Here is a 21,155-nt window from a genome sequence, read left to right as displayed (position 1 = left end):
ACGGGAGTTCAACCGTGATAAGGAATGGGTGAGGTGCGACCGGAAACGAAGATCGCTGTGCCCTGGGCGTGGTACCTGGGGATAGTCGGTGTGATCATCCTCAGCGCGGTGTTCGCACCCGGAGGTGTGGCGGACGCCAGGATCATCGCGGGTCCCGTCCTGGTTGCGTGCATCGGCGGGGGAGTGGCGCTGCTCATCTCCTCGGTGTCCGGCAACCTCGCCCAGATGCACCCGGAGGTTTCTCAGGGTGAGGTGCTCCGTCGCGGAGCCCTGCTGGCTGTGCTCCAGTCGTCGATGGGCTGGTTCAGTTTCTTCTTCAGCGCGGCCCTGGCGCTCGCCGGACTGCGCGTGAACGGGCGGGTGCCGGTCAGCTCCTTCGAGCTGGTGGCGTTTTTCCTGTTGTTCTTCGCACTGGCGTGGGTGTTCATCCGGACGCTGAGACAGGGGTGCGCCGAGGTCGATCGGATTCACCCGGTCGAGGAGGGCGCTTCGCCGCTGAAATGGGGGATCGTCTATCACAATCCCTCGGACGCCCGCGTCTTCGTTGAGTTGGAGGACTCCGGTTCCACGGTGATCAACATGGCGCGGCCCGCCGCCTGGGGGGTGCTGGCACTGCTGGTCGTTCCCGCGGCCTTCATCGTCGGACTTGTCATCATCCTCAGCTGATGCCGGAGATTCTCTTACCGTTGAAGGTGATCCCGACGCGGTGGCCCTCGACCGTGATCGCCTCGCCGTCGAAGGCCAGGCCGCGCTGCGCGGCGTAGGAACTGACCGCCCGGTGCCCGTCTATCTCCCTGGCCAGTGGGGTGTGCAGGGTGGCCTCCGCCGCGGCCCTGGACGCCGGGGGAAGATGCAGCCGCGGGTGATCGATGAGCAGCACGACGGAGAAGCCCTCTCCCGAGTCAGCGATGACATGAGTCCAGCGGTGCAGCACCGGTTTCGCCACGTCGATGAGGTTGAGCTGGCGCGCCTGCTCGGTGGAGACGGTGGGTGAGACCAGGGGGAGGAGACCATTGTCGAAGCCGAATCGGCGGAGCCCCGCGGTATCTGAGTCCGGGACCCGGGAGTCCGCCCATGCCCAGCGCCACACGTCATCGTCGGTGGTGGCCAGTGCAGTCGCCGACACCCTCAGCAGTCCGTCGATCAAAGCCGTTCCGGTCCGGGGGTCGTAGTCGGCGTGGGCGCGCGGGGCGACGGCGTCGAAAAGCAGTTGGTGCTCAGCGGAGGTGAAGGCCGCATCCGCACGCACATCCGCGAAACTGAGTCCACCGGAGATCTCGGTGGCACGACCGCCGCGGAGCAGGACGGAGGTGCCGTCGGAGAAGGCGAGGATGTTTCCCTCCTCGAGCACCCCGAGCCCGCGTTCCGCGGCGAAGGCGATCAGTGCACGGGACACATCGGTGCCCTCCGGGAGTACGGACAGACCCTCGATGAGATCACTGCGGGTGTCCACCGGTTTCAGATCGGTGTTGAGGACAACCAGCGCACGTCCCCGCTCATCATTGACGGGTGCGATGAAAGCGGGCAGATTCCCGTGGAGGGTGCGCGCGGCGGCGATCAGCTGGTCGGACAGCGGTTGGGTTCCCGTGAGCTCGGGAATGCCGAACTGCTCGCCCCTGGTGCTAACCCAGGTGAACTCATCTCCCCGTATCCACGCAACAACCTCGCCGGTGGTGTCGAAGGACCGGACGGAGGGACGGTGGACGCGCACCTGGGCTGCGGTGGAATCGGGGGCGATGGTGAACTCGACACCGTCGATCCGCCCGAGTTCCCGGGAAAACGCACGGTCGAGTGCCGATTGGGCCAGGACTCCGTCCGTGGCGACGTCAGCTGGGGATGTGGGATAGGGAAGCTCCATGCCTCAAGACTAGGCAATTGTGTAATTTTTGCGCACCCCCGGGCGATAGTTGGCAGTAGCGGAGCAAAAATGCTCTGATGAATGGGAGAGCCGACAACCGAGGCCCTTCGAATCAAAGAGGAACCCCCGCCGTGAAAAACCTGAAGAAAAGTGCCATTCGAGCGGCCACCGCATCGGTAATCGCTCTGACCACCGTGCTCGGCTGCACACAGGTTGCGTGGGCCTACGACTACGGGATGGATCCGACCCAGGACTACAACCCCATCGACGACATCACCGAACGGCCCTCCGGCGTGGCCTGGATCCCCGGGATCGGCCTCCAGCTCACGGAGTCCGGATCCTCCGATGCCTCCGCGTCCTCCGGTGTCATTTCCTCCGGGCGTCCGCAGGACGTCGATCCCCGCTACCCCGAGGGTAAATCCCATCTTCCCAAGGCCACCATCGACATGAACCCCGAGGTCCTGGCGCGGTTGAAGAGCTTCGCCGGCGTGGACGGCCAGCGCATCCGCCAGATCAACGCATACTCCCCGTCGATGGGGCGGACCATTCCCCTGGTCTGGATCGTCCCTGAGGACAACTCGGTGCCGCGCCCCACGCTTTATGCGCTCGGTGGTGGTGACGGCGGGCAGGGCTTTGACAATTGGATCAACAAGACCGATCTCGTCGACATGATGAGCACCAGCAACGTCAATGTCATTATGCCGATGCTGGGTTCTTACAGCATGTATGCGGACTGGGTCGGCGAATCGGTGAACATGGGCGGCAAGCAGCAATGGGAGACCTTCCTCGCCTATGAACTACCCCAGGCGCTGGAATCGGCCATCGGCGCCGACGGACAGCGCAGCCTGATCGGGATGTCCATGTCGGGGGGAACGGTGCTCAACTACGTCTCCCACCAGCCCAATTTCTATTCCTCGGCCGCATCCCTGTCCGGATGTGCAGAAACCAACTCCTGGATGGGCCGACGCGGAATCGCCGCCACCGTCTACAACGGCAATGCGGACCCGACGCAGGTGTTCGGCGAGGTCGACAGCGACTACTCCCGTTACAACGATCCGCTGCTCAACGCGCGGAAGCTCGGTGAGCAGAAGAACCTCTATGTCTACACCGCGTCCGGGGTCTGGTCGGATGTCGATGTCAACGGCGAGAACGCACCTTCCGACAACAGTGGTCTCCTGGAACGGATTCTCGTCGGTTTCCGTATCGAGGCGCTGTCCAATGCCTGCACCCACAACCTCAAGGCGGCCACGGATCAGCTCGGCATCGATACGATCAATTACGATTTCCGGGCAACCGGGACGCACGCCTGGGACTATTGGAATGACGCCCTCCACCGTTTCTTTCCGCTGATGATGAGCGGATTCGGTCTGGACGGTGGGGAAATCCCGGAGTACAACCCCAACGGCCTCAGCTCCACGGGCAGCTCGAACGGCAGTGTCACGGGCAGCTCGACGGGCAGCGCCACCGGGAGTACCGATGGCACCATCCGTGATCTCGTATCCGGCAGCAGCGGTTCCTCGGGATCCGGCGACCGCTTCTACGAATAGAAGGGGCTCCGTCTCAGGGGTTGATACGGTTGCGGAGGATCTCAAACGCCAGATGCACCTTCTCGATCGCCGCCTCGCGGTCCTCGGGTCGGTCCTGCTCGAAATGCGACTCCATGGCCACGCGCGCGGTGGTGGCGCTGACATCCAGCAGCAGCTTCACCTCGAAGAGGCTGCGCTCCGGATAGAGGGTGCTCAACTCATCGATGATCGGCTTCAGGGAGTTGATCACCGCATGGGGGAACATCGTCGGCGCGATCATCTCCACGATCTGACCCAGCTTCATCAGTGAGACGAAGGATCCCGGGTCCGAGGTGTCCACCTTCAGCCCCTCCACCGCGATCAGCTCCACGGCATCGGGGATGGGTGTGTCCGCGGGGAACTCGCGCATCCTGTTCGCAAGCGCGTGGATGCGTTCGGACATGAAGAAGCTCAGCGCCTCCTCGCGTGAGGAGAAATAGTTGTGAAAGGTGCGCTGGGAAACCCCCGCGGCCTCGGTGATCGCCACCACGGTGAGTTTTTCAACGCCCTCCCGCAGGGCGATGGTCGCCGCCGCCCTGGCCAGTGTGGCCCGGGTTGCGGCCTTCTTGGATTCACGAAGCCCGCACATGCTCCATGTCCTTCAGACCCTCGCCCTCGATATCCACCCTGGGAAGGATCCTGTCCAGCCACTTCGGCAGCCACCAGGCCCTCTCATCGAGAAGGAACATCGTCGCGGGGATGATCATCATGCGGACGATGAAGGCGTCGAAGAACACCGCGATCGCCAGGGCGAAGCCCATGGTCTTGATGAACACCATGTCCTGGGCCATGAAGGCTGCGAACACGGAGATCATGATCAGGGCCGCGGCGGTGACCACGCGGGCACCGTGCTTGAAGCCGTTGGAGGTGGCGTTGCCCGCCGTCTTGCCATGGGTCCACCCCTCGCGCATACGGGTGACCAGGAACACCTGGTAATCCATGGCGAGTCCGAAAACCAGGCCGATGAGCATGATGGGAAGGAAGCTCAGCAGGGGCTGCGGATCGCTGATGATCCCCAGCCAGCCCTCCTGGAAGATGCCGACGGTGACACCGAAGGTGGCCGCCACGGAGAAGGCGAAGCCCAGCGCGGCGATCAGCGGAACCCAGATGGAACGGAAGACCAGAAGCAGCACGAGGAAGGCCAGTACCAGCACGATCGCGATATAGGGTATGAGGACATCGCTGAGGCGATCGGAGATGTCATCGAAGATCGGGGTGACACCCGTGATGCCGTAGGTGGCGCCGGTCTCGGATTCGAAGGAGCCGAGCTCGGTGCGCAGCGCCTCGAGCGTATCCGAGGTCAGCTCGTCGGTTGCCCCGTTCTCCGGTGTGATCAGTACCTGTGCGGTATCGAAACTCTCGGTGGTGGCAACGACCTGTGCGTTCCTCACGCCCTCGGTGTCCTGGAAGGTTTCCACGGCGGTGGCGAGCGCACCCTGGCGCTCCTCCGGTGTGCCGAGGTCCGCAGCGTCGACAAGCGCGATCATCGGTGCGTTGCGGCCGGGGCCGAAGGCCTCCGAGGTCAGGTCGTAGGCGACCCGCGTCGGGGTGCCGGGGGTGGAGGTACCGTCGGTGGGCATCGCCAGGCGCATACCCGCCGCAGGGATCGCCAGAATGGAAAGCAGCAGAACTCCGGCGACCAGGTGCAGTGCGGGGCGCTTGCGCACGCGCCGGACCCAGCGCAGTCCCATCGTGGGTTCCTCGTCCTCCGGGTCAGGGGCCTTTACCCCGGGCAGACGGGCGGCGAAGATCTTCGTTCCGAGCAGCCCAAGCAGTGCGGGCAGGAACGTGAGGGCGACGAGCACGGCGATGAACACCGTCGCGGCGGCCGCCAGGGCCATCGCGGTGAGGAAGGGGATGTTGATGATGGACAGGGCGGCGAGGGCGATCAGGACCGTGATGCCGGCGAAGACCACCGCGGAGCCCGCGGTGCCCACCGCCGTGCCCATGGCATGAGCCCTCGTGGACGCGTCCATCGATTTCAGGCGCTGGGCCAGTTCCCGTGGACTTAGATCATTGGAGCCGGACTGCTTGATCAGCTCGTTGCGGAAGCGCGAAACGATGAACAGTGCGTAGTCGATGCCCACGGCCAGGCCGATCATGGAGGCCAGAACCGGGGTCATCTCGTTGATGTCATCGGAGACCACGGTGACCAGCTGCACGCCGAGAATACCGACGCCGACGCCGATGATCGCGGAGATCAGCGGCATACCGGCGGCAACGAAGGAACCGAAGGTGATGATGAGCACGATGGCTGCGACGAAGAGGCCGATCACCTCGGAGGTCATGTTGATCTCGGTGGCGGCGGCGCTGAAGGCGTTGCCCTGGTACGCGACGGTGAGATCGGAGTCCTCATTGTAGGAATCAAGAATTCCGGTGACCTCGGCCAGCCCGTCCTTGTCGATGTCCATGGCCGAATCCGCGTCGAAGTTCACGGTGATTGTACCGGTGCGCTGATCCCCGCTCAGTGGACTGACCGCGGAGATATTTTCCGTGATCGTCTCCTCCGGCAGCTGCTGGGCCTCGAGGGTGGGGCGCAGCTGCTGCTCAAGTCCGAGCGAGCCCGTGACGGGATCAACGATGGATTCGGGGGCGGTGAACTGATTGGTGGCGGTGATCTCCCTGATCAGATCGCCCACCTCGGCCTGGATCTCGGGGTCCGCCAGCGTGCGTCCCTCCGGAGCCTGGATGACGATTGTGCCGGTGGCGGCCTCGGTGGAGTCCTCGGCCGCGGGGAAGCGCTCCTGCATCTTTTCCATTGTCTGGACTGATTCCAGACCCGGAATGGTGAAGGTGGTGGAGGGTGCCTTGGCGAATGCAGAGGAGAGGACACCCATGGCGATCAGCAGGATCAGCCAGAATGCGAGGAAGGGCCATTTATGGCGGTATGCGGTGGTGCCTATCTTATAGAGCAGTTTAGCCATCGGGCCTTTGAGCTTCTTTCATTGTCGCGTGTGCGGTGGTTCGTGCCCGGCGTGTGCCGGTGCTGCCGTGACTCATGTCGGGGGGGCGGTACCCGCCCCCGGAAACACGATGTGCATGGCGCCACGACGGTGCCCGGAATGAATCCGGTACCGCAGGGGCGCCGCCCACAATATTGCACAGTCTATGCAAGTTTGCATAATGAGTGTAATCTTCCTGCTCAGAGGAACTTCTTCGGGGAGGGGCTGAAATCTAAAAGGTCAGATTATTCCCTCTTAACCCCGAAAAAACAGGACAGGCGTACTGGAGAGTCCTATGCTGGCAGCATGACCGACACGAACCCCTTCATTGCCACAGCGGATCTCGTCGACATCATCGGTGAGGATGTCCGATCCTGCGACACCCAGTTTCACAACCTCGGCGGGCGCACCGAGTTTCACGGACGCATCACCACCGTGACGTGCTTCGAGGACAATGCCCTGCTCAAATCAATTCTCGGCGAGGATAGCGAACACGGTGTCCTCGTCATCGACGGCTCCGCATCCCTCCACACCGCCCTCGTCGGGGACCTGATCGCCGGCCTGGGAAGGGATCACGGCTGGTCCGGGGTGGTGGTCAACGGCGCTATCCGGGATTCCGCGGTGATCGGCACCATGGACTTCGGGTGCAAGGCGCTGGGAACCAACCCGCGCAAATCCTCCAAGACGGGTAAGGGCGAGCGGGATCGCGTGATCACGTTGGGTGGAGTGGAGTTCATCCCCGGGCACTACCTCTATGCGGATTCCGATGGAATCGTGGTCACCGAGGCGCCGGTGCCCAGTCAGTAAGGTGGCACGACGGTGAGGTAACACCGCGGTCGATTCGAGCGACAAAGCAGGATGCGGCCCTTGCGAGTGCGGAGGGTAGGGTCTATGTGAATGTCGGTCGATTGATTGTTTAAGGGGTGCGCCGGGTGCTTCATGCCGTGAGTTTCGCGTTGCTGGACTCAGTGAATGTTCTGCTCATTGGGATCATCGTCGCGCTGGGCGCGATGCTGCCGCGAAAAGGGCGCTACGGCATGATCTCCACACTGCTGGTGTTCGGTGACTGGCTCGGGGTGCTGGTGCTGTGCGTGATCGTGATGTTCGTCTTCGGGGGCATCGACCACCTTGTGCAGCAGTTTCTCGAATCTCCGCTGTTCGGGATACTGCTGATCGCCACCGGCGTTATCTCCCTGCTGCTGACCAGGTTCGGCAAGGGCGAGAGCACGGAGATGATCAACCGCTTCCTCGCCCCCGTGCGTACCCCGTCCTGGTTGACCGTGGTCGCGGGCTTCGTCCTCGGGATCATCCAGTCCGCCACCTCGCTTCCCTTCTACGCCGGCCTCGCCTTCCTCAGTGCGGGTGATTTCGCCGATGATCTCCGGTACGGCGGACTCGTGCTCTACGCGACGCTGGCGCTGAGCCTGTCCATCATTACGGCGCTGCTGGTGGGATGGGTCCGGCGCTATCCCTCGAGTCCGATCGGAATGCTTTTCGACGCCGCCGGCAGGAACCGCGGGCGGGTGGCGAAGGCCTCGGGGTACCTGGTGGCCGCCCTCCTATGCGCTATCGGCATCGGCGCGCTGCTTTAGGCAACGGGTTCCCCGCGGTGGCGGGGCTCAGGCCGCGTCCTGCTCCGTGCCCGGAAGCAGCCAGGAATCGATCCGCAGACGGGCCTCTCGTGCTGTGATCCCGTGCACGCAATCCCCGGCAAAGTCGGAATCGCAGTCGGGGTCGGGTTGGATCATGGGGCGCAGCGTGGCGCCGCGAAGATGCAGGGTGACCGGGTGGTTGAGAACCCCTGAATACCCCGGGATCTCATTTGCCAGGCGGGCGTTGAACATCGTTGGAACGATGGAGCTCTGCAGTTCGCGATAGCGCTGGAAGTCCCTCTCCGTCAACCGGACCCACACCCCGTAGTCGAGCACTTCGCTGGTGCCCCGGATCGGGAGCATCAGGTTGGCGCGGACGAAGCTGGAGCGGGGTTTGGGATACATGATCCGGCAGATCTCGGTGCCGATCTCGATCCGGTATTCCCCGCTGCCCTCTGGGATGCCCACTATCGCATCGGGCTTCATCATGGTCAGCGCGGGTAGTCCCTCGTGCGGGTGGTTACAGCAGGAGCAGCGGAAGTGGACGGGTTCCATGGCGTTGATTCCTCGTGTTCTCTAGTGCCTGACGGGTTGCCCCTCACACTAGAACCGCGTGGTTGATCATGAAACCGGTTCCGCCACAGCCCTGTGGATAATCCACCCCGGCCGCGAGCGGCCTGTGGATGGTCCCCCCACCAACACCCGTGTTGTCCGCGTCCCGCCGGACAACCTTCGGAGGATCCGCTAGGAGGCGAAGAGCTCCCTGAGGTTGTCATCGACCTGCTCGAGGTAGCTTCGCTCGAAGGCGAAGAGCCCGAAGTGCCCGCAGATGCTGTCAATGACCTTCAGCTCGGCCGCGGGGCAGAGTTCAACCTCGGCGGCGGCATCGGCGGGAGGGAAGAACATGTCGGTGGAGATCGGCATGTCCAGGAACCTGGCCGTCACCCGTCCGAGGGCAGCCGCCAGGTCACCGTCGGTGTTGCGGGCGACATCGGCGCGCTGCCACTTCCATGCCATCGTCAGCAGGACATTCGGATCCATCGATGCGAAAAGTGTTCCCAGGAAATTGTCGGAGAACTCCTCGAAGGTCCAGTCGCTTCCCTCGGGGGCGATGGTGCGCCAGAACTCGGTCTTCCAGAAGTCGGTGCAGAACCCCATCACGGACCAGATCTCGGCGTGCCTGCGGAGACCGGCCTCCACCTCCGTGTGGGAGGTGTAGTGGCCCTCCTGGAACCCGGGGTCGGAGGTGATGGCGTCGATCAGGGTGTTGGTGAAAAGGAAGTCGTGGGGCGTGTTCTGGGCAGTTCCCGCCAGCGCCGCCGCACGCTCGACGAAGTCCGGGTAGCGCACCGCCCACTCCCAGGTCTGCTGGGCGCCCATGGATCCGCCGACCACCGCGAAGAGCTTGGTGATTCCCCATTCCTGCTCGAGCAGCTGCCGCTGTGCCCGCACATCGTCGCTGATGCGAACCTTCGGGAAGGCCGGCCCGGCCAGCTCGCCTCCGATGTTGTTCGGCGAGGTGGACAGTCCGTTGCCGATCTGGTTGACCACGATGATGAAGTACTTCTCGGGGTCGAGCGCCCTGCCCTCGCCAATATAGGAATCTGCCCACGCCTGATGTGTTCCGGAGAACCAGGTGACGATCAGGATCGCGTTGTCCTTGACCACGTTGAGTGTGCCGAAGGTGGAGACGGCCAGCTGCAGATCATCGAAGACGCCACCCTCCTCGAGCTCGAAACGGCCGAGGGAGTACAGCTCGTAGGGACCCTGAAGCTCCGGGGTGTAGAAAGGGTTGGCAGCAGTCATATTTCCTCCAAAGTGTGATGACGATAACTCTGCGGATATCATACGCCAACTCCGGTCGGTGTGGTCGGCGGGTGTGGAGGAGGTGCCACCGGGCCCGGTGGCTAGTTATCCGCTACAAGGGATTCCAGGACCAGTCCGGGGTGCTCCTTCTCAATGAAGGACAGCCGCCACTTGTCACTGAACAGGGCGATGAGGGCGCCATCGGTGCGGGTGAAGATCTCCACTCCGCGCTGCCTTGCCAGCTCCGGTGCCGAGGCGGCATCGGTGCGCCTGGCGATGGTGTAGGGGATGGCCTCCGCAACCGTTTCCACGTTGTACTCGTTTTCCATGCGCGCCTGCATCACCTCGAACTGCATGGGGCCGACGGCGGCCATGACCGGGGCCGCCTCACCGCGCAGATCATTGCGCAGGATCTGCACGACACCCTCGGAATCGAGCTGCTCGAGGGCCTTGCGGAACTGCTTGTACTTTCCGAGGGACTTCGCACGCAGGGTGCGGAAGTGCTCGGGTGCGAATTTCGGCATCGGCGGGAACTGGATCCGGCGGCCCTCGAAGATGGTGTCACCCGGGGCGAGGGATCCGGCGTTGACCAGACCGACGATATCGCCGGGGAAGGCGATCTCCACCGTGGATCGCGTCCGCCCGAACACCGTCAGGGCATACTTGGTGGAGAAGCTGCGCCCGCTCTGGGCATGTGTGACCTGCATGCCCCGATCGAACTCGCCGGAGACCACCCGCATGAAGGCGAGGGTGTCGCGGTGGTTTTTGTCCATACCGGCCTGAACCTTGAACACCACCCCGGAAAAATCATCTGCGGGATCCCGGTGGTCATCCATGGCGCTTGTCGACGCCTCCACCGCCTTCGGATCGGCCGCCCTGCCGGCGGGTGCGGGTGCCAGGGCGCACAGGGTGTCCAGAATCTGGTGGACACCGAAGTTCAGCATCGCCGAAGCGAAGATCAGGGGGGAGGTGGTGCAGCTGAGGAAGAGCTCCTCATCGTGGATGGCACCCTCCGCCGCCAGCAGTTCAGCCTCCTCGGCCGCGTTCTCCCAAACCTCGCCCTCACGTTCCGCGGCCTGCCCGGGCAGGTAGGACTCCTCGGGGGCGATCGTCGAACCACCGGCGGTGCGGGTGAAGTGGATGTACTCCTCCGCCTCGCCCTCGCCGTTGATGCGGGCCAAACCGCGGAAGTCCCCAGCCTCGCCGACCGGCCAGAACAGGGGGGTCGGCTGGAGGTCGATCTCCTTGACGATCTCATCCACCAGTTCCAGCGGCGTACGGCCGACGCGGTCCCATTTGTTGACCACCGTGATGATCGGCAGACCCCTGGCCTTGCACACGCGGAAGAGCTGCAGGGTCTGCGGCTCGAGTCCCTTGGCGGCGTCGATCAGCATCACCGCGGCGTCCACGGCCATAAGCACACGGTAGGTGTCCTCGGAAAAGTCCGCGTGGCCGGGGGTATCCACCAGATTGATCATGTAGGGCTCGCCGACATGGCCCTCCGGTGCGTACTCGAACTGCAGCGCCGAGGAGGCGATGGAGATGCCACGATCCTTCTCCATCTCCATCCAATCGGAGACCGTGGACTTTCGTCCCGCCTTGCCGTGGACCGCACCCGCCTCGGCGATCACGTGCGCGTGCAGAGCCAGGGCCTCGGTCAACGTTGATTTACCGGCATCGGGGTGCGCGATGACGGCGAAGGTGCGGCGACGTTGTGCCTCGGCGGCTGCTGCGGGGGAGCTCATGGGTATTAAGGATAGCCGTTGCCACCGTCAGGCCCTATCCGGTGGTCGGAGGTGGATAAGGCCGGTTTAGAAGTTGGAGATGCCCAGCTGCCGCAGTGACGAGTCGAACAGTGTGTCCACGGCCCGGCCGTACGCCAGCGGTCGCGTCAACGCCGGGCGCCGGTTGCTTCCGTAGTAGGTGCCCGAACGCCAGGTGATTCCGGGGACCCCGGTAATGAAGTAGGCGAGGTTGGCTCCGCCGCGGTCGGGTCTGCTGAACAGGCGGGCGATCGGGGAGTGGTAGAGCCGGTTCATCGCCCCGGCTGAATCCGCGGCGAAGCCGGTGGCGATGACACCTGGATGGAAGGACACCGAGGGAATTCCCCTGGCAGTCAGCGCGCGGGCGAACATGATGTTTGCCAGCTTCGCGGTCCCATAGGCACGATTGGACGAATGGAACTCCCCGGGGTTGTCGGGGTCCAGGTGGGAGAACAGCACGGAGGCGACGGAGGCGGTGTTGACGGTCGCCCCGATCTGCTCCCGTAGGAGATGGGTCAACAGAAACGGTGCCAGGTAGTTGACCTGCCAGGTCAGTTCGAATCCGTCCGCAGTGGTGCGGGGTCCGTCGAAAAGCCCGCCGGCATTGTTGGCCGGGACGTCGATGCGGCGTCCGCTCAGGGAGGCGGCCAGGGCGCGGACCTGATCGAACTGACTGAAGTCGGCGATGTGGTGCTCGGCGCCGAGTTCCGTGGCGATCGCCGATGTCCGCTCCGGATTGCGGCCGACGAGGATCAGCTCATCGGAGGTGTTGGCCGCGATCAGCCGGGCGGCTGCCGCACCGATGCCGCTGGAGGCACCGGTGATCAGAATCGTGCTCATTTTCTGTGGATCTCATTCTGTGCGGTGGCGAGACCTGCGCTGATGATCAGGTCCACGGCGCGGGCCGCCGTGTCGATACCGATACTGCCACCCTCAGCCGGTGTGAGCACGTAATCCGGCACTGACATCCCCGTCGGCGGACGCGCTATACCTATCCTGACCCGGAGATAGTCACGGGTGCCCAGCTCCTCGGTCAGTGACTTCAATCCGTTGTGGCCGTTTTCGTTTCCGCCCATTTTCACCCGCACGGTGCCCTCGGGGAGGTCCAGTTCATCGTGGATGACGATGATGTGCCCCGGATCGACGCCCATCGCAGAGGCGAGCGGGGCCACGCCCTTTCCCGAGTTGTTCATGAAAGTCGTCGGGCGCACGGCGACGGCGTCGCCCATCCGGGCGACCAGCGAGCTGAAGCCCGGAAGGGGTGTCAGTGGTTCGGTGCGGTGGGCGTCGAGAAGCGAGTCCACGCACATGTAGCCGACATTGTGCCTGGTGGCTGCGTACCTGGGACCGGGATTGCCGAGTCCGACCACCAGCCACCCGGCGGACGGGATCTCCGTGGTGTGCGCGGGTGCGGCGGGGGAGGTGAAAAGGGATGCGACTCTGGTAAAGATGCTCACCCCTTCCATACTATGGGCTGGCATGACCATCCTCGATTCGCTCGATATCCCTGTCATCATCGCACCCATGGCGGGCGGACCGTCCACACCGGCCCTCGTCAACGCCGCCCACGAATCGGGGACCGTGGGGTTCCTGGCCGGGGGAGTGATCGGCGTTGATCAGCTGCGGGAGGACATCTCCGGGGTCAACGGGAGGTTCGGGGTGAACCTCTTTCGTCCCCAGGACCGGGAGCCGGCGCCCGCCGACATCGACGCCGTCGCGGGTCGGCTCACCCAGGCCTTCAGGGAGTACGGCCTGGATGATCCGCACATCCCCGAGGTCGATCTCAGTAACGGATGGGCGGAGAAGTTCGACCTCCTTCTTCAGGCCCGCCCCGCCGTCGTCTCCTCCACCTTCGGAATGTTCACCGCCACGGAGTTCGATGCGCTGAACAGGGCCGGCATCGAGGCGTGGGTGACGGTGACCAACCCGGAGGATGCCGTCACGGCGGAGGCGGCCGGGGCCGACGTGCTCATCGTCCAGGGGCCGGAGGCGGGAGGGCACCGCTCCACCTGGTCGATCGATGTCCGGCCCGACCGGCGGAGCCTCGATGATCTGCTCCGTGACATCGCGGTCTCGGTGCCGATCGTTGCGGCCGGGGGCATCTCCACCTCCCGGGACGTCGAGCGTGTCCTGTCCCTCGGCGCGCAGGCCGCCTCCTGCGGCACAGCCTTCCTGCTCGCACCCGAGGCGGGGACATCCCTCTTCAACCGTGGGATCATCGCAGACGGCGGCCCGACCGTGTCCACCCGCGCCTTCTCGGGGCGTTTCGCCCGCGGCGCGGCCACCGCTTTCAGCAGGGCCAACGAAAGTTTACCCCCACTCTATCCGTACCTGAATACCCTCCTCGCTCCACTGCGGAAGGCTTCAACCGCCCGTGGGAACAGGGATTTTGCCTACTGTCTCGCCGGCACCGGAATGGCACTGGCAAGGGAGGCGGAGGCCAAGCGGATACTTATGGAATTGAATCCTTCCGCTTAGGCTACGGTTGGGGGGATTGTTCGACATCAACCCCCGAAGGACAAACCAGCTATGAGCCACCACCACAAGGACTGGAACGAACGCATCGCCGTCGCGGAGGAGATGGTGCCCCTGATCGGGAAGCTCCACCGGAACAACAACGTCGTGGTCTCCGTCTTCGGTCGTCTCCTTGTGAATGTCTCTGACATCGACATCATCAAGTCCCACCGCTACGCCCGCCACATCACCTCCAAGGAGCTGCCCCTGGAGGACACCCTGAGCATCCTCCGTGAGCTCGTGGACATGGATCTGGGAACCGCCTCCATTGATCTGGGCCAGCTGGCCTACAACTTCGAGCAGTCCGGGCGCACGGATCTGCGCACCTTCCTCGAGGAGGAGCTCGCATCGGTGATCGGCACCGGGCCGACCACCGAACACACCGATGTGGTGCTCTACGGCTTCGGTCGTATCGGTAGGCTGCTCGCACGGATCCTCGTCTCCCGCGAGGCACTCTACGATGGTGTGCGTCTGCGCGCGGTCGTGGTTCGCAAATCCACCGACGACGACCTGATCAAGCGCGCTTCGCTGCTGCGCCGCGATTCCGTGCACGGGGCCTTCGACGGCACCATCACCACCGATCACGAGAACAACATCATCTGGGCCAACGGGACACCCATCCAGGTGATCTACTCCAATGATCCCGCGAGCGTCGATTACACCGAGTACGGCATCGACAACGCCGTCGTGGTGGACAACACCGGCCGTTGGCGCGACCGTGAGGGACTGTCCCAGCACCTCAGGGCTAAGGGTGTGTCCAAGGTCGTGCTGACCGCCCCGGGCAAGGGCGATCTCAAGAACGTGGTGTACGGGATCAACCACTCCGATATCACCGCGGACGATCGGATCGTCACCGCGGCCTCCTGCACCACCAACGCCATCACCCCGGTGCTCAAGGTGATCAATGACCGATACGGTGTCGAGTTCGGCCATGTGGAGACCGTGCACTCCTTCACCAATGACCAGAATCTGATCGACAACTTCCACAAGGGACCACGCCGGGGCCGCGCCGCCGGGCTGAACATGGTACTCACCGAGACCGGTGCGGCCAGGGCGGTCTCCAAGGCGCTTCCGGAGTTCGAGGGCAAGCTCACGGGCAACGCCATCCGTGTTCCCACCCCGGATGTGTCCATGGCGGTGCTCAACCTGACCCTGGAGCGCGAGGTTGACCGCGACGAGGTCAATGAGTACCTGCGCAGGGTGTCCCTGCATTCCAACCTCCGTCAGCAGATCGACTGGATCGCCTCCCCCGAGGTGGTGTCCACCGATTTCGTCGGCACCACCCACGCGGGCATTGTCGACGGTCTGGCCACGATTGCGGCGGGCCGCCATCTGGTGCTCTATGTCTGGTACGACAATGAGTACGGCTACTCCAACCAGGTGATCCGGATCGTTGAGGAGATCGCCGGCGCACGACCCCAGGTCCTTCCGGTGCGCGCCAACCCCGTGGAGCTCTAGGTTCGGGCCACGGCGGCCCCCGCTCGAAGGGATTGGGGGATGTTTTTAGGATAGCCACCCCTGACCGGGGTAGGCTTAGAGCATGGCTAAGTCTAAGAAGCGCGGTGCTTCCCGGATCAAGGTCACCCACAACCCCCTGGGTCTGAAAGTTAAATCCACGTGCTGCCGGAAGACCCCGCGGTGCCCGGGGTGCCCCCTTGTGTACACCCGTCTGCTCAAATCGGGTGCACTGGACAATGATGACATTGATCTGCCGCGCCGCCTGAAGGAAGCCCGCCGCAGGTAGTCATGGCGAAGAAGATGGGCGGCGTCCGGAGGAAGCTGGAATCCGGAAAGGTGAAAAAGAAGTGCTGCCGCGATAAGCCGAGGTGCACCACCTGTCCGACGGTGGCCCACCGTCTGCGGAAGGCCGGGGCGCTCAAGCTTGACGACGCCGCCCTTCGCACCGCACTGGCGAAGGCGCGGCGCTGGTAGTCCCTACGCCCGTCACCGGCGCCGCAGGTGCTCCTCGACCAGATCCGCGGCATCGGCGACCATGATCGGCACACCGGCCTGCTCCTGCCTGGAGAACGGTCTGAGAACGAATGATGCCGGATCCATTCGTCCCGGAGGTCGCCCGACCCCGAGGCTGAGCCGCCAGTAGTCCCTGGTTCGAAGTGCCGCAGTGACGGATTTGAGGCCGTTGTGCCCGTGATCGCCACCCCCGCTGCGCAGCCGGACGGTATCAGGGTCCAGCTCCAGGTCATCGTGGGCGATGACGATCCCGGAGGGTGGGACGGAGAAGAAATCCGCGAGTGCGCGCACCGGGGCGCCGGAGAGGTTCATGAAGCTGCGTGGCTTGGCCACGAGCAGACCGGGCAGCTGGATGATTTCCGTGTTCGAGCGCTTGTGTACGGAGAAGCGCGCATGATGTCGCGATGCCAGCTCGTCGGCGAGCTCGAATCCGATATTGTGCCGGGTACCGACATACTTCGCGCCGGGATTTCCGAGGCCGATGACAAGAAGAGGGGAGTCATTCACGACCCCAAGTCAATCATGCCGCCTATCACGGCATCCATCCGGGCATGAAAAAACCCCGGCGGTTGCAATCGTGCACTGGTTGCAACCGCCGGGGCGGAGGTCCGGACTACTCGGACTCTGCGGGAGCCTCTGCGTCCTCTGCGGGCTCCGCTTCCTCCTCGGCCTCTTCCTGTGCCGGGTGGACGATGTTGACGATGAGCAGCTCGGGATCCTCGGCCAGCGTGGCATCGCCGAGGGCGACGTCACCGGCGGTGATCTGAGTACCGAACTCCAGGCCCTCGACGGAGATGACGAACTCCTCGGGGATGTTGAGCACATCGGCCTCCACACGCAGTGCGTTGGCATCCTGGACGAAAATGGTTCCGTCGGCGGGCTCGCCCTCGATGACGACGGGAACCTCGACCTCAACCTTCTCGCCACGCTTGATGGCGAGCAGGTCGAGGTGATCGATGTTGAAGGTCAGCACGTTCTGGTCGATGTGCTTGATCATGGTCAGGTGCTTCTCGCCCTCGGCGTCGATCTCGATGACGGCGTTGACACCCTGGTTGCGCACGACGGCGGCGAATTCCTGGTGATCGACGGTGAGGTGGATGTTGCTGTCCAGATCGGCACCGTAGATGACGGCGGGGATCTGGCCCGCGACGCGTGCGCGACGGGCGGAACCCTTGCCGAACTCGGTGCGGATCGCAGCCTCAATGGTGGGGTAAGAGGAAGCCATATGATTCTCCTTGAAAGGTTGATCTCTTGAGGTCACAGGCATGAAAAAAGCCTGCGTCCAACTCGCATGTCTTGGTCGAGTCTTCGCAGGCGGGGATACCACCGTGAAACAGGCGCAATCGCGTCGATAACGGTGGTTCCGTGAAACCGGGGCCACCCTCGCCGAGACTCGACAATGCTAGCACGCGGGGGAGCGGGAACCCAAGTAGGATCGGTACACAGTGATCCAACCCACACCTACGAGGAGAACTATCATGGACCGACTCAGGCACGACATGATCTTCATCAATCTACCCGTCGCCGACATCTCCGTGGCCAGCGATTTCTATGCCGGACTCGGATTCACCAAAAATGAAATGTTCAGCGATGACAATACGTCATCGTTCATGGTCAGCGACGTGATCGTGGTCATGCTGCTGCAGACCCGCAGGTTCTCGGATTTCACCGAGCGTCCGGTGGTCGAGCCTCAGGGTGCCCGGGAGGTGCTCAACTGCCTGTCCGTCTGTTCGAAGGAGGACGCCGATGAACTGATGCGCCGGGTGCGTACGGCCCGGGGAACGGTGACCAGGGAACTGGCCGAGGATGGTCCGATGTACGGCGGCGCATTCGATGACCCCGACGGGCACGGCTGGGAGCTCATGTACTTCGATCCGGAGGCACTTCCCGGAAATTAACCGAGCCTTCTCAGAGCCTCCCGGCGGCTCAGCGGGGACAGGTCGGTACCGGAGACGAACTCCCGCACCCACATCGGATGGGTGCGGGAGACCTCACGTAGCGCCCACCCGATCGCCTTGTCCACGAAGAACTCCCCGGAGCCGAGATTGAGCCGGATGATAGCGCTGAGCAGATCGAGGTCGGTGTCCGCGCCGCGGCCGAGCTGGTGGAGGATGGCGACCCGCCGTACCCAGAAGTCACCGTTGGCCGCCCATCGCATCATCTCCTGCCGATCACCCGCCGCTCCGATCGGCTTCGCCAGTGCATCGACGGTGTCCCACCAGGATTTCGTGCGTACCAGCCTCAATGCGAGGGAGAGGTCGGTGATGCCGGTGCGCCTGATGTGATCGCAGGCGATGTACTGGAATTCTCGCTCCTTCTGGGAGAAGCAGTCGAGCACCAGCCGGCGGTCGAGCGCGGTGTACCCGCGCAGCAGCGGCAGCGTCGCCTGCCGACGCTCGCGGGTCGGCACACCCAGGAAGGCGAAGCGACCCCGCATGTACGCCGCCATCGAGGCGGCGCGTGCAGGGTCGGCGTGGGGGAGGAGGGCCTCCCGGAAGCGGTCTATGCCTCGCCCTCGAAGAGTGTGGTCACCGAACCGTTCTCGAAGATCTCGTTGATGGTCCGCGCCAGCAGCGGAGCGAGGGAGAGGACGGTGAGGTTGTCCCAGCCCTCGGTGTTCTGGGGGAGGGTGTCGGTGGTGATAACCTCGCGGGCGCCGCAGTTGTTCAGGCGTTCCCGGGCGGGGTCGGAGAACACGCCGTGGGTACACGCGATGATGACGTCGGTGGCCCCGGCCTCGCGGAGCACACCAACAGCTCCGGCGATGGTGCCACCGGTGTCGATCATGTCGTCGAGAAGCACCGCGGTTCTGCCCCTGACGTCACCGACGACACGGTTGGACACCACCTGGTTGGCAACCTCCGTGGACCGCGTCTTGTGCACGAACGCCATGGGCGCGTCGCCGAGGGTATTCGCCCACTTCTCGGCCATCTTCACGCGTCCCGCGTCGGGGGAGACCACGACGATGTTGTTCAGTTCGTACTTGTCCTTGATGTAGTCGGTGAGGATCGGCATGGCGTGCATGTGGTCGACCGGGCCGTCGAAGAAGCCCTGGATCTGGTCGGTGTGCAGATCCACGGAGACGATGCGGTCCGCCCCGGCGGTGAGCATGAGATCGGCGACCAGGCGGGCGGAGATCGGCTCGCGGCCGCGGTGCTTCTTGTCCTGGCGGGCGTAGGGGTAGAACGGCAGGATGGCGGTGATGCGCTTGGCGGAACCCCGCTTGAGTGCATCGATCATGATCAGCTGTTCCATGAGCCACTTGTTCAGCGGCTGGGTATGTGACTGGAGGACGAAGCAGTCGGATCCACGGACGGATTCCTCGAAGCGCACGTAGATCTCGCCGTTGGCGAAGTCCCGTGCCGTCATCGGGGTGACCTCGATGTTCAGTTCGCGTGCCACGGCCTCGGCGAGCTCGGGATGAGCGCGGCCCGAGAAGAGCATGAGGTTTTTATTGTTCTGTTTCCAGTGAGCAGTCATGGTGGTCTCTGCTTAGCCTTCCTGGTTGGTGGTGGAGTTGCGTAGTGCTGCCTCCGCGGCCTCCGCGGCCGCGGTTCCCGGTCGTTTCTTCTGCACCCATCCCTCGATGTTGCGCTGGTGCCCGCCGGAGACGGCCAGCGCACCCGGGGGAACATCATCTTTGATCACTGTTCCGGCGCCGGAGTAGGCACCGTCGCCGACGGTGACCGGGGCGATGAACATGGTGTCGGAGCCGGTGCGGACATGGCTGCCGATGGTGGTGTGGTGCTTGTTCACGCCGTCGTAGTTCACAAACACCGATGATGCGCCGATGTTGGATTCCTCACCGATGGTGGCGTCGCCGACATAGGTCAGGTGAGGGACCTTCGAGCCCCTTCCGATGATCGCCTTCTTCGCCTCGACGAAGCCGCCGAGCTTCGCCTCCGGGCCGAGGACCGTGCCGGGGCGGATGAAGGTGAAGGGTCCGACGGTGGCGTTTTCCCCGATCTCGGAGTCCGACCCGTGGGTGCGCACCACCGAGGCTCCGGCGTGGACGGTGACATTGCTCAGGGTCGTGTCCGGGCCGATTTCGGCGCGGTCCCCGATCGAGGTGGTGCCCTGCAGCTGGGTTCCGGGGTGGATGACCACGTCCCGGCCCACCGTGACCTCGACGTCGATCCAGGTCGAGCGGGGATCGACGATGGTGGCCCCTGAGCGCATCGCGGCCTCGACGGTGCGGCGGTTGAGTTCCACCCCGGCGTCGGCAAGCTGCACGCGGTCATTGACGCCGGCGAGTTCGCGGGCATCGTCGGCGGTGTGTGCGCGGACCGGATGCCCCTGGTTGCGGGCGATGCCGAGCACGTCGGTGAGGTAGAGCTCACCCTGTGCGTTGTCCGGGCTGAGCAGGGTCAGCGCGGAGCGCAGGATGTCGGAGTCGAAGGCGAAGACTCCGGAGTTGACCTCGTTGATGGCGCGGGTGGTGTCATCGGCGTCCTTCTGCTCCACGATGGCGGTGACCTCGCCCTCGCTGTTGCGCACGATCCGTCCGTAACCGGTGGGATCCTCAAGTCGCATGGTGAGCACCGTGACGGCGGTGGGGACCGCGGTGTGGGCGTCGACGAGCGCGGACAGCGTCGCCGAGGTCAGCAGCGGCACGTCACCGTTGGTCACAACCACGGTGCCGTGGAAACCCTCCAGCTGTTCCAGTGCGCATTGCACCGCGTGGCCGGTGCCGTTCTGCGTCTCCTGGACCGCGACGCGGATCCCGCGGCCGAGATCCGCGGCGACCGCCGCCACGGCGGGCTCGACCTGTTCGCGCTCATGGCCGATGACCGCGACTATCTCCTCGGGATGGAGTCCCGCCGCGGCATGGAGGCTGTGGGAGAGGAGGCTGCGTCCGCCGATGCTGTGCAGCGTCTTCTGCAGGTCGGATTTCATTCTGGTTCCCGCGCCGGCCGCCAGGACCACGACGGCGCAGGATGGATCGACTGTGCTCAAAGCGATTTCAAATCCTTATGTGTCAGGGGCACACGTACGTCCAATAGCATAACGCCACGGAGTGCCCCGCAGACACTTTCGGTCCACTTTCTCGTTTCCCCGGGTTCGCGTGCGCAATCTCACCCGGGAGTTCCGGGAAGCGGTCAGCGGCGGACGTAGACTAATAAACTGAAGTTTCCCGTGTCTAT

At 64.1% G+C, this 21,155-nt stretch carries 22 protein-coding genes; 9 read left to right on the top strand and 13 right to left on the bottom strand.

Translation table 11 applies throughout. From position 1 onward, the window contains the following. The first annotated feature begins 33 nt into the window (after positions 1-33). A complete protein-coding gene (locus tag B7E02_RS10560) occupies positions 34-666 on the top strand; it encodes a hypothetical protein (RefSeq protein WP_080796901.1) in 633 nt (210 codons plus the stop codon). Here the strand turns inward: B7E02_RS10560 and B7E02_RS10555 are convergent. Then, positions 659-1,858, bottom strand: coding sequence for a DUF6882 domain-containing protein (locus B7E02_RS10555; RefSeq protein ID WP_080795897.1), 1,200 nt, complete (start codon positions 1,856-1,858; stop codon positions 659-661). The genes B7E02_RS10560 and B7E02_RS10555 overlap by 8 nt on opposite strands. 131 nt (positions 1,859-1,989) lie before the next feature. Between B7E02_RS10555 and B7E02_RS10550 the strand changes: the two genes are divergently transcribed. Next, entirely contained in the window at positions 1,990-3,405 is a 1,416-nt protein-coding gene (locus B7E02_RS10550; protein ID WP_425429794.1) for an alpha/beta hydrolase, read from the top strand. Between the two features lie 13 nt (positions 3,406-3,418). Here B7E02_RS10550 and B7E02_RS10545 read toward each other — a convergent pair whose 3' ends face one another. Together B7E02_RS10545 and B7E02_RS10540 are read right to left on the bottom strand one after the other, a co-directional pair. After that, the gene (locus tag B7E02_RS10545; RefSeq protein WP_080795894.1) at positions 3,419-4,012 is read right to left on the bottom strand and encodes a TetR/AcrR family transcriptional regulator; all 594 of its coding nucleotides are present in this window, start codon (positions 4,010-4,012) and stop codon (positions 3,419-3,421) included. After that, complete coding sequence (locus B7E02_RS10540) at positions 3,996-6,347, bottom strand: MMPL family transporter (protein WP_080795893.1); 2,352 nt, start codon at positions 6,345-6,347, stop codon at positions 3,996-3,998. Before B7E02_RS10540 ends, B7E02_RS10545 begins: the two co-directional genes overlap by 17 nt. A 324-nt stretch (positions 6,348-6,671) precedes the next feature. On the opposite strand from B7E02_RS10540, the gene rraA reads away from it, so the two are divergent. Continuing rightward, complete coding sequence (gene rraA / locus B7E02_RS10535) at positions 6,672-7,172, top strand: ribonuclease E activity regulator RraA (protein ID WP_080795891.1); 501 nt, start codon at positions 6,672-6,674, stop codon at positions 7,170-7,172. Positions 7,173-7,297: 125 nt separating this feature from the next. Further along, complete coding sequence (locus tag B7E02_RS10530) at positions 7,298-7,957, top strand: hypothetical protein (RefSeq protein ID WP_080796900.1); 660 nt, start codon at positions 7,298-7,300, stop codon at positions 7,955-7,957. Between the two features lie 27 nt (positions 7,958-7,984). On the opposite strand, the gene B7E02_RS10525 is transcribed toward B7E02_RS10530, so the two are convergent. The 5 genes from B7E02_RS10525 to pth (B7E02_RS10505) all read right to left on the bottom strand — a co-directional run bounded on the left by B7E02_RS10525 (position 7,985) and on the right by pth (B7E02_RS10505) (position 12,992). Further along, positions 7,985-8,512, bottom strand: a complete 528-nt coding sequence (locus tag B7E02_RS10525; protein ID WP_080795889.1) for a DUF2199 domain-containing protein — start codon at positions 8,510-8,512, stop codon at positions 7,985-7,987. A gap of 189 nt (positions 8,513-8,701) precedes the next feature. Further along, on the bottom strand, positions 8,702-9,763 hold the full coding sequence (locus tag B7E02_RS10520) for an alpha/beta fold hydrolase (protein WP_080795887.1): 1,062 nt from the start codon (positions 9,761-9,763) through the stop codon (positions 8,702-8,704). Positions 9,764-9,864: 101 nt separating this feature from the next. Beyond that, the gene (locus B7E02_RS10515) at positions 9,865-11,508 is read right to left on the bottom strand and encodes a peptide chain release factor 3 (protein WP_080795885.1); all 1,644 of its coding nucleotides are present in this window, start codon (positions 11,506-11,508) and stop codon (positions 9,865-9,867) included. A 66-nt stretch (positions 11,509-11,574) separates the two neighbouring features. Further along, positions 11,575-12,366: an SDR family NAD(P)-dependent oxidoreductase gene (locus B7E02_RS10510; protein WP_080795884.1), complete on the bottom strand. Its 792-nt coding sequence runs from the start codon at positions 12,364-12,366 to the stop codon at positions 11,575-11,577. Beyond that, complete coding sequence (gene pth, locus B7E02_RS10505; RefSeq protein ID WP_080795882.1) at positions 12,363-12,992, bottom strand: aminoacyl-tRNA hydrolase; 630 nt, start codon at positions 12,990-12,992, stop codon at positions 12,363-12,365. Before pth (B7E02_RS10505) ends, B7E02_RS10510 begins: the two co-directional genes overlap by 4 nt. A gap of 13 nt (positions 12,993-13,005) precedes the next feature. Between pth (B7E02_RS10505) and B7E02_RS10500 the strand changes: the two genes are divergently transcribed. The 4 genes from B7E02_RS10500 (at position 13,006) to B7E02_RS10485 (ending at position 15,972) form a co-directional block, all read left to right on the top strand. Further along, positions 13,006-14,004, top strand: a complete 999-nt coding sequence (locus tag B7E02_RS10500) for an NAD(P)H-dependent flavin oxidoreductase (RefSeq protein ID WP_080795880.1) — start codon at positions 13,006-13,008, stop codon at positions 14,002-14,004. A gap of 51 nt (positions 14,005-14,055) precedes the next feature. Beyond that, the gene (locus B7E02_RS10495) at positions 14,056-15,498 is read left to right on the top strand and encodes a glyceraldehyde-3-phosphate dehydrogenase (protein ID WP_080795879.1); all 1,443 of its coding nucleotides are present in this window, start codon (positions 14,056-14,058) and stop codon (positions 15,496-15,498) included. An 82-nt stretch (positions 15,499-15,580) separates the two neighbouring features. Next, complete coding sequence (locus B7E02_RS10490; protein WP_080795878.1) at positions 15,581-15,784, top strand: hypothetical protein; 204 nt, start codon at positions 15,581-15,583, stop codon at positions 15,782-15,784. A 2-nt stretch (positions 15,785-15,786) separates the two neighbouring features. Further along, the gene (locus B7E02_RS10485) at positions 15,787-15,972 is read left to right on the top strand and encodes a hypothetical protein (RefSeq protein ID WP_080795877.1); all 186 of its coding nucleotides are present in this window, start codon (positions 15,787-15,789) and stop codon (positions 15,970-15,972) included. Positions 15,973-15,984: 12 nt separating this feature from the next. On the opposite strand, the gene pth (B7E02_RS10480) is transcribed toward B7E02_RS10485, so the two are convergent. Together pth (B7E02_RS10480) and B7E02_RS10475 are read right to left on the bottom strand one after the other, a co-directional pair. Then, the gene (gene pth / locus B7E02_RS10480) at positions 15,985-16,518 is read right to left on the bottom strand and encodes an aminoacyl-tRNA hydrolase (RefSeq protein WP_080795875.1); all 534 of its coding nucleotides are present in this window, start codon (positions 16,516-16,518) and stop codon (positions 15,985-15,987) included. Positions 16,519-16,624: 106 nt separating this feature from the next. Continuing rightward, entirely contained in the window at positions 16,625-17,236 is a 612-nt protein-coding gene (locus tag B7E02_RS10475) for a 50S ribosomal protein L25/general stress protein Ctc (protein WP_080795874.1), read from the bottom strand. Positions 17,237-17,489: 253 nt separating this feature from the next. On the opposite strand from B7E02_RS10475, the gene B7E02_RS10470 reads away from it, so the two are divergent. Beyond that, complete coding sequence (locus B7E02_RS10470) at positions 17,490-17,909, top strand: VOC family protein (protein ID WP_080795871.1); 420 nt, start codon at positions 17,490-17,492, stop codon at positions 17,907-17,909. Here the strand turns inward: B7E02_RS10470 and B7E02_RS10465 are convergent. Genes B7E02_RS10465 through glmU form a run of 3 tightly spaced genes read right to left on the bottom strand, consistent with a single transcriptional unit; the run spans position 17,906 to position 20,967 of the window. Further along, the gene (locus B7E02_RS10465) at positions 17,906-18,517 is read right to left on the bottom strand and encodes a DNA alkylation repair protein (protein WP_281248251.1); all 612 of its coding nucleotides are present in this window, start codon (positions 18,515-18,517) and stop codon (positions 17,906-17,908) included. The genes B7E02_RS10470 and B7E02_RS10465 overlap by 4 nt on opposite strands. Continuing rightward, positions 18,514-19,491 carry a ribose-phosphate diphosphokinase gene (locus B7E02_RS10460; RefSeq protein ID WP_080795866.1) on the bottom strand — a complete coding sequence of 326 codons (978 nt, stop codon included), beginning with the start codon at positions 19,489-19,491 and terminating at the stop codon, positions 18,514-18,516. The genes B7E02_RS10465 and B7E02_RS10460 overlap by 4 nt, the downstream gene beginning before the upstream one ends. A 12-nt stretch (positions 19,492-19,503) precedes the next feature. Further along, positions 19,504-20,967, bottom strand: coding sequence for a bifunctional UDP-N-acetylglucosamine diphosphorylase/glucosamine-1-phosphate N-acetyltransferase GlmU (gene glmU / locus B7E02_RS10455; protein ID WP_080795863.1), 1,464 nt, complete (start codon positions 20,965-20,967; stop codon positions 19,504-19,506). Positions 20,968-21,155: the final 188 nt, after the last annotated feature.

This window comes from Corynebacterium pacaense (assembly GCF_900169525.1).
Classification (GTDB): domain Bacteria; phylum Actinomycetota; class Actinomycetes; order Mycobacteriales; family Mycobacteriaceae; genus Corynebacterium; species Corynebacterium pacaense.
The sequence above is the reverse complement of the archived record's forward strand: the minus strand, read 5'-3'. Positions and strand labels throughout refer to the sequence as shown.